Genomic DNA, 5,787 nt, shown 5'->3' with positions numbered 1-5,787 from the left:
TACCTAATCAAGCGACCGGTCCGAGACCAGCCCAATTTGCGCGACCGCGGCAAAAGATTACCCGACGTCTAACGCGGCCGTTCCCTCAGAAACCACCCCAAGAGTGACCCTCCGGTCTTGGCCTCGGGCGGGGCGGCACGCATCTCTTGCGCCACATGCCCCGACAGGACGGCAACCGCCCGGGCCGACAGCGGCAGCCACTCGCCAGTCGTGTCCTCTGGCGCATCAAAGGGTATCTGCCCGCCAAGGAAATCTCGCGCCAGCGCCGCGTTTGAGGCTGCGCAGCGCGCTAGCACATCGCGGCGCGCCTCGGGGCTCAGGATGTCTTGGTCCGCGCCGGTCTGCGCCCCCTCTGGTACCTGCGCCATAAACTGCGCCAAAAGGGGGGCGATGTCTGCCGCGCCCATCCCCTGCGCGATCAGTGCAGCCTTGATATGCCGCGCCGCCTCGATCACCGCACCGGGCGGGCTTACATTCTGGCGCGCAACGCCCAACGCGCCGTCTGGTGGGGTCACGCCGATCCCCTCCAGAAACCGGTGCAGCGCATAATCCGGCTGTTGCGACGGGTTCAACGGCACCACGATCATGGCCGCGCGCCCCACCTGCGCCGCCCATTGCGTCAGCAACCCGTGATAATCCAGTGTCCCCCGCCTGAAACGCCGCTCCAGCAGCGCCTCGAAAGTGCCCACCCAATCGGTGCGCCCCTTCACATGCTGCTTGAAATCGCTCTCGATCCACAGGTCCTGCCGCTTGAGATAGACCATCACCCGCAGGTCATAGCCCAACCGCGCGACCGCGTCACGCAGCGGCACAAACTTTTCGTCACGCCAAAGATCGAACAAAACCTCGCTGCTCAAAACCACATCGCGCCCCGAGCGCAGGAAATATGCCAGATGCGCCGTCATCCGCGCATGATCCCGCGCCGCGCAAAACGCCGCCAGTTGCGCCGCATTGCCCTGATTGCGGGTGCGGTCCTCGGGGTGGCGCTCGTAAATCTGCCCCTGCGCCGCGAGCCACTCGGCCTGCGTCTCCAGAAAACTCTGGATCGTCGTGGTCGCGCATTTCGGCATGCCGATATGAAAGGTCACTACGGGCATGATCGCGCCTGTGGTCTGGACGAGAAAGGCCGCGACACTCGCCGGGCCTGATCCCGAAGATACTATAACAATTTCAGATCAGAGCGATAGGGGATTACCCCCTCACCGATTGAGCAGGGTCTTGATCCTTGTGAAAAATGAAACCGGTCCCTCGTCCTGAACCGGCGCGATGTCCTCGTCTTGCACGCGCACCATCGACCTTGCGATCACGCCTGCAAGCACTCCGGGCACCCGCTCGACCGGGGCCACCCACGCCTCGGGCGCAGCCTCTGGCAGATCGTCAAAGGCGGGCTTTCCCCCCAGAAAATCGCGCGACAGCGCGGCATTCGACTGTGCATAATCCTGCAAGAGCGCCCGCCGCGCCTCGGGGCTGAGCAGGCTGTCGTCCCTTGTCGCCGGATTGACCTCTTGGGCCACCTCCAGAAACGCAGAAATCAGGCGGCGGACGTCCTCATGCGACGCGCCCGAGGCGATCAAATGTCGCTTGACCTCGCGCGCCGCTTCCGTGGCACTTGCCGAGGGGCTGACGTTTCGGCTTGGCACAGCGACCTCCGCCTCAGGGCGGCTCAGACCCAGCACAGCAAGAAAGCTGTCGATGGCATAGCCCTTCTCCTGCGACGGGTTCAGCGGCACCACGTGCATCCGCGCGCGCCCAACCTGCTTGGCCCAACTTGACAGGATGAAATGATAATCAAGCGTGTGCTTGGAGCGGCGCAGCGCAAGCAGATCGGCAAACTCGCCGTCCCAGAGATTGCCGTCCTTCACATGCTGCTTGTAATCGCTCTCGATCCACAAATCCTGCCGCTTGAGATATACAATCACCCGCAGATCAAAGCCCCGGCGCAGCACCTCCTTCTGGATCGCTTCAAACCCGTTCCCCCGCCCCAAACCGAACAGCATTTCGCTGCTGAGCAGAACATTGCCCTCAGAGCGCAGGAAAAAGTCGAGATGCTCGGCAACCCGCGCACGCGGGCCGTTCATCGCATATTCCGCCAGTTGCGCGGCATTGCCCTGATGTTGAGTGGGGTCGTCTGAGTGCTTCGTGTAGGAGAATCCCTGCGCTTCCAACCACTCGACCCGCTCCGTCAGGAAACTCTGGATTGTCGTCGTGGCGCATTTCGGCATGCCAACGTGGAACAGAACCGTTTTCATACGCACCCCGCGTGCTGCAAGCCTGATCAATCCTACAACCACACCCGGCAAGAGCAAGCAACCGCTTGTCGCGCTCTCACGCGCAGATGTCGCAGGATGGACCGTGACCTTGCCCTTCAGCGCGGCACCCGACGCACTAAAATACCGCAACGTTTGAATAAAATTCGGGAATAATCCTCGGGAAGAGCCGTTCTTTTGCCATGGTCCTGACGCCAACGCGCCCCTGCCGGGCGGTGGAATGAAGGCCGGAACGCAACATTTGGAACGGAGTCCCGACCATGAAACCCATCCTCACGCTCGTCACTGCGCTCAGCCTTGGCCTTACCGGTGCCGCACAGGCCGATGTGTCCAAGAAAATCGGCCGCGCCACCCAGATCAAGGTCGGCAAAAGCAGCGTCATGCCCCCTGCCAGCCATCAGGGCCAATGGTGGACCCACCCCTCGGGCTGCGAATATTCGCGCACCGGGCGGCCTGGTGAAACCGTCTGGTATCTCATCATCAACACCGCCCGGCCCGGCTGTCCGGCCTATATCTCGGTCACAGGCCGCGGGGATGTTTACTGACCCCGCGCCGACAGAACGGGCGTCATGTGAATCAGCGTGGGGCGGTCCGCGCGCAGCGCCGCCTGCACCGCCTCTTGCAAAGCGGTGGCACTCTGCGGGGCCTCGGCATAGGCGCCGTAAGCCCGCGCCAGCGCGCAGAAATCGGGGTTATGCGCCTTGACCGCATTGGGCGCGATCTGCGCGCGCACCATGCTGTCCTCGATCTCTTTCAACTTGGTATTGTCCCAGACCAGAATCGGCAGCGCCAGCCCCTGCTCGACTGCCGTGCCCAATTCCTGCACCGTATATTGAAACCCGTAATCGCCTGCGATTGCGACCGTAGGCTTGCCGCGCCGCGCCATCGCACCGCCAATCGCCGCAGGCAGCGCATAGCCCAGCGTGCCAAAGCCGGTGGGATGGTGCCAATGACCGGGTTGCGCCATCGGCCAGACCTCCTTGGCGACATAGGCGAATTGCGTCATGTCCGAATAGATCATCGTGTCCTCGGGCAAGGCCGCGCGCAAGGTATCGCAAATGCTGGCAATCCCCGGCCGCTCCGCATCGCTCTCGGCCCGCCAGCGTGCCCGCGCAGCAGTTATCTCCTCAGGTCGCCAGCCACCCCGTGAGCCGAGGTCATGCGTCAAAATTCCCCGCGCCAGCGCCCCGGCATCCGCCAGAATCCGACGATCCCCGGCCATGGCGCCACCCAAAACATCCAGGTCCACATCCACCCGGATGAGCGGCGCGCGATGCCCCAAGGCAGGCCGCCACAGATCGTTTTGCGACAACTCGCTGCCCACCACCAGCACCAGATCAGCCTCGCCGATCACCGACACACTGTCAGGCCGCGCCAGGTAGGCCCCGAAATCAAGCGGCGCGTTTGCCCCCATGATCCCGCGCCCGGCATAGCTGGTGAATGTAGCCGCCCCCAGCCGTGTCGCAATCTCGCGCCAGTCCGCGGCACTCTTCACAGCGCCACCGCCCAGAATGATCAGCGGCTTGCGTGCGTGCGTCAGCGCCTCAGCCACCTCCGCCGCCACCTCAGCGGCCAGCGCTGGCGTATGATCCAACGGCACCGCCGCAGGGGCCGCCTCGGCCATCCCCTCCAGCGCCGCAATCGGCACCTGAATATGCCGGGGGCGCCCGCGCCGGGTGGCAAACTCGACCAAGGCGCGGTCGATCAACCGATAGGCACTGACCGCATCCCGCGCCTCGGCGCTCCATTCCGTGACGCAAGCGGCCGCCGCGCGCTGATCGCGCATCTGGTGCAACTGTCCCTGCTGCGCCGCTGTTTCATCAAGGCACGAGGATAGCACCAGCACCGGCACACTGTCTGACCACGCCTGCCCCAGCGGCGTCAGGATATTACACAGCCCCGGTCCGGTGATCACATAGGCCACCCCCGGCGTGCCCGTGGCCCGCGCATAGCCATCGGCCATGAACCCCGCCCCCTGTTCGTGCCGCGCCAGAACATGGGTGATGCCCGCTTCTTCGATCCCGCGATACATCTCTTGGTTATGCACTCCCGGAATACCAAAGATCACCTCGACCCCGCGCGATTTCAGCATATGGCTGATCTGCGCGCCCAAGGGCGCCTGTGCGCGAAACTCAACGGATTTCTCAGCCATGTCAGGCTCCTTTGCAGGTCAGGGTGTCAGGGACGCCAGAACGACGGCAGGATAAGCACGATCACGGCCAGAATCTCCAACCGCCCCATCAGCATGGCAAGAATCATCAGCGCCTTGGCCGCATCGGGAAACTCCAAGAGCGATCCGGTCGGCCCGACACTGGGACCAAAGGCAGGACCCACGTTGAAAATCGCCGTCCAGGCACCCGTCACCGATTCCATCAGCGTGAGCCCCGTCAACTCCAACGCGACCGAGAAAAACCCAAACGACAGGATATAGACGGTAAAGAGCAGCATCACCGATTGCAGCACTTCATCCTCGACGCGCCGCCCCTCGTGGCGCAGGATCATCACGCTGGACGGGTTGAAAATCCGCCGTGCCTGCTGGCCCATGGCGCGCAGCATGAGTTGGTAGCGGAAAATCTTGATCGAACAGCCCGTGGACCCGGTGCAGCCCCCAATCGCCCCCACCGCGATCAGCACGACAAAGGGAAAGGTCCCCCAAGCCGTCACATCGCCATCGCCAAAGCCGGTACCGGAAAAGATCGACACGACGTTGAACAGGCGTTCGCGCAGGCTCTCTTCCATGAAGCGGCCGTTCACAAGCAGGTCATACCCCGCCACCAACACAAACGCATAGACCAGCCACCGCAGATAGGTGCGCACCTGCGTGTCGCGATAGAGCGGCATGATATTGCCCTGCACACCCTGCATCATCCGCACAAAGGGCAGGCTGGCCAGGATCATGAAGAGTGCGCAGGCATATTGCGGTGCGCCCGGAAAGGCCCCGAAGGAGATGTCATAAGACGAAAAACCCCCCGTCGAGACCGTGGTCAGGGCATGCACCGTCGCATCAAACGCCCCCATGCCAAGGGCAAGAAAGGTGAGCGTGCAGGTCGCGGTCAGCAGCAGATAGACGTTGAGCACACCCTTCGAGATGTCGATGGTGCGCGGCAGCGCCTTGCCAAAGGTATCAAACCCCTCGGCGCGAAAGAATTGCATCCCCCCCACCCGCATCTCGGGCAGGAACACCAGCGCCACGATCACGATCCCCAAACCGCCCAACCATTGCAGGATGCCCCGCCAGAGCAAGATACCCTTGGGCAGGGTATCAAGCCCGGCAATCACCGTGGAGCCGGTTGTGGTCATCCCTGACATCGCCTCGAAAAACGCGTCGATGAAATCAAGATCGGTCTCGCCCAGCATGAACGGCAGCGCGCCAAAAAGCGGCAGCGCCACCCAGACTAGCGTTGTGAGCAAAAACGCCTGCTGGATTGTCAGCGGCTGGCCCATGGAGTTCTTGCACGACAGCGCCACCAAGGCACCCGCGATGCAGGTCACGATCATGCTCTCGGCAAAGACAGGCCAA

5 protein-coding genes are annotated in these 5,787 nt (G+C 63.1%); 1 reads left to right on the top strand and 4 read right to left on the bottom strand.

Annotated features, from left to right (window positions below; translation table 11 throughout):
• Positions 1 to 68: 68 nt before the first annotated feature.
• Positions 69 to 1,097 carry a hypothetical protein gene (locus KBT70_RS04230; protein ID WP_296629185.1) on the bottom strand — a complete coding sequence of 343 codons (1,029 nt, stop codon included), beginning with the start codon at positions 1,095 to 1,097 and terminating at the stop codon, positions 69 to 71.
• A gap of 102 nt (positions 1,098 to 1,199) precedes the next feature.
• On the bottom strand, positions 1,200 to 2,249 hold the full coding sequence (locus tag KBT70_RS04225) for a hypothetical protein (RefSeq protein WP_296629183.1): 1,050 nt from the start codon (positions 2,247 to 2,249) through the stop codon (positions 1,200 to 1,202).
• A gap of 278 nt (positions 2,250 to 2,527) precedes the next feature.
• On the opposite strand from KBT70_RS04225, the gene KBT70_RS04220 reads away from it, so the two are divergent.
• Positions 2,528 to 2,812: a hypothetical protein gene (locus tag KBT70_RS04220; protein ID WP_296629179.1), complete on the top strand. Its 285-nt coding sequence runs from the start codon at positions 2,528 to 2,530 to the stop codon at positions 2,810 to 2,812.
• Here the strand turns inward: KBT70_RS04220 and KBT70_RS04215 are convergent.
• Both KBT70_RS04215 and KBT70_RS04210 read right to left on the bottom strand, forming a co-directional pair.
• Positions 2,806 to 4,419, bottom strand: coding sequence for a thiamine pyrophosphate-binding protein (locus KBT70_RS04215; protein WP_296629175.1), 1,614 nt, complete (start codon positions 4,417 to 4,419; stop codon positions 2,806 to 2,808). The two genes, KBT70_RS04220 and KBT70_RS04215, sit on opposite strands and share 7 nt — an antisense overlap.
• Before the next feature lie 26 nt (positions 4,420 to 4,445).
• The coding region (locus tag KBT70_RS04210; protein ID WP_296629172.1) for a TrkH family potassium uptake protein at positions 4,446 to 5,787 on the bottom strand (1,342 nt) is incomplete at its 5' end.

This window comes from Roseovarius sp., from assembly GCF_018066915.1.
In the GTDB taxonomy this organism is placed as follows: Bacteria; Pseudomonadota; Alphaproteobacteria; order Rhodobacterales; family Rhodobacteraceae; genus Roseovarius.
Note: the sequence above shows the minus strand (reverse complement) of the source record. Positions and strands in the feature narration are given on the sequence as shown.

Bases quoted from the DNA above. Each gene is read 5' to 3' on its own strand.
- KBT70_RS04230 (WP_296629185.1), bottom strand. From the start codon at position 1,097: ATGCCCGTAGTGACCTTTCATATCGGCATGCCGAAATGCGCGACCACG.
- KBT70_RS04225 (WP_296629183.1), bottom strand. From the start codon at position 2,249: ATGAAAACGGTTCTGTTCCACGTTGGCATGCCGAAATGCGCCACGACG.
- KBT70_RS04220 (WP_296629179.1), top strand. From the start codon at position 2,528: ATGAAACCCATCCTCACGCTCGTCACTGCGCTCAGCCTTGGCCTTACC.
- KBT70_RS04215 (WP_296629175.1), bottom strand. From the start codon at position 4,419: ATGGCTGAGAAATCCGTTGAGTTTCGCGCACAGGCGCCCTTGGGCGCG.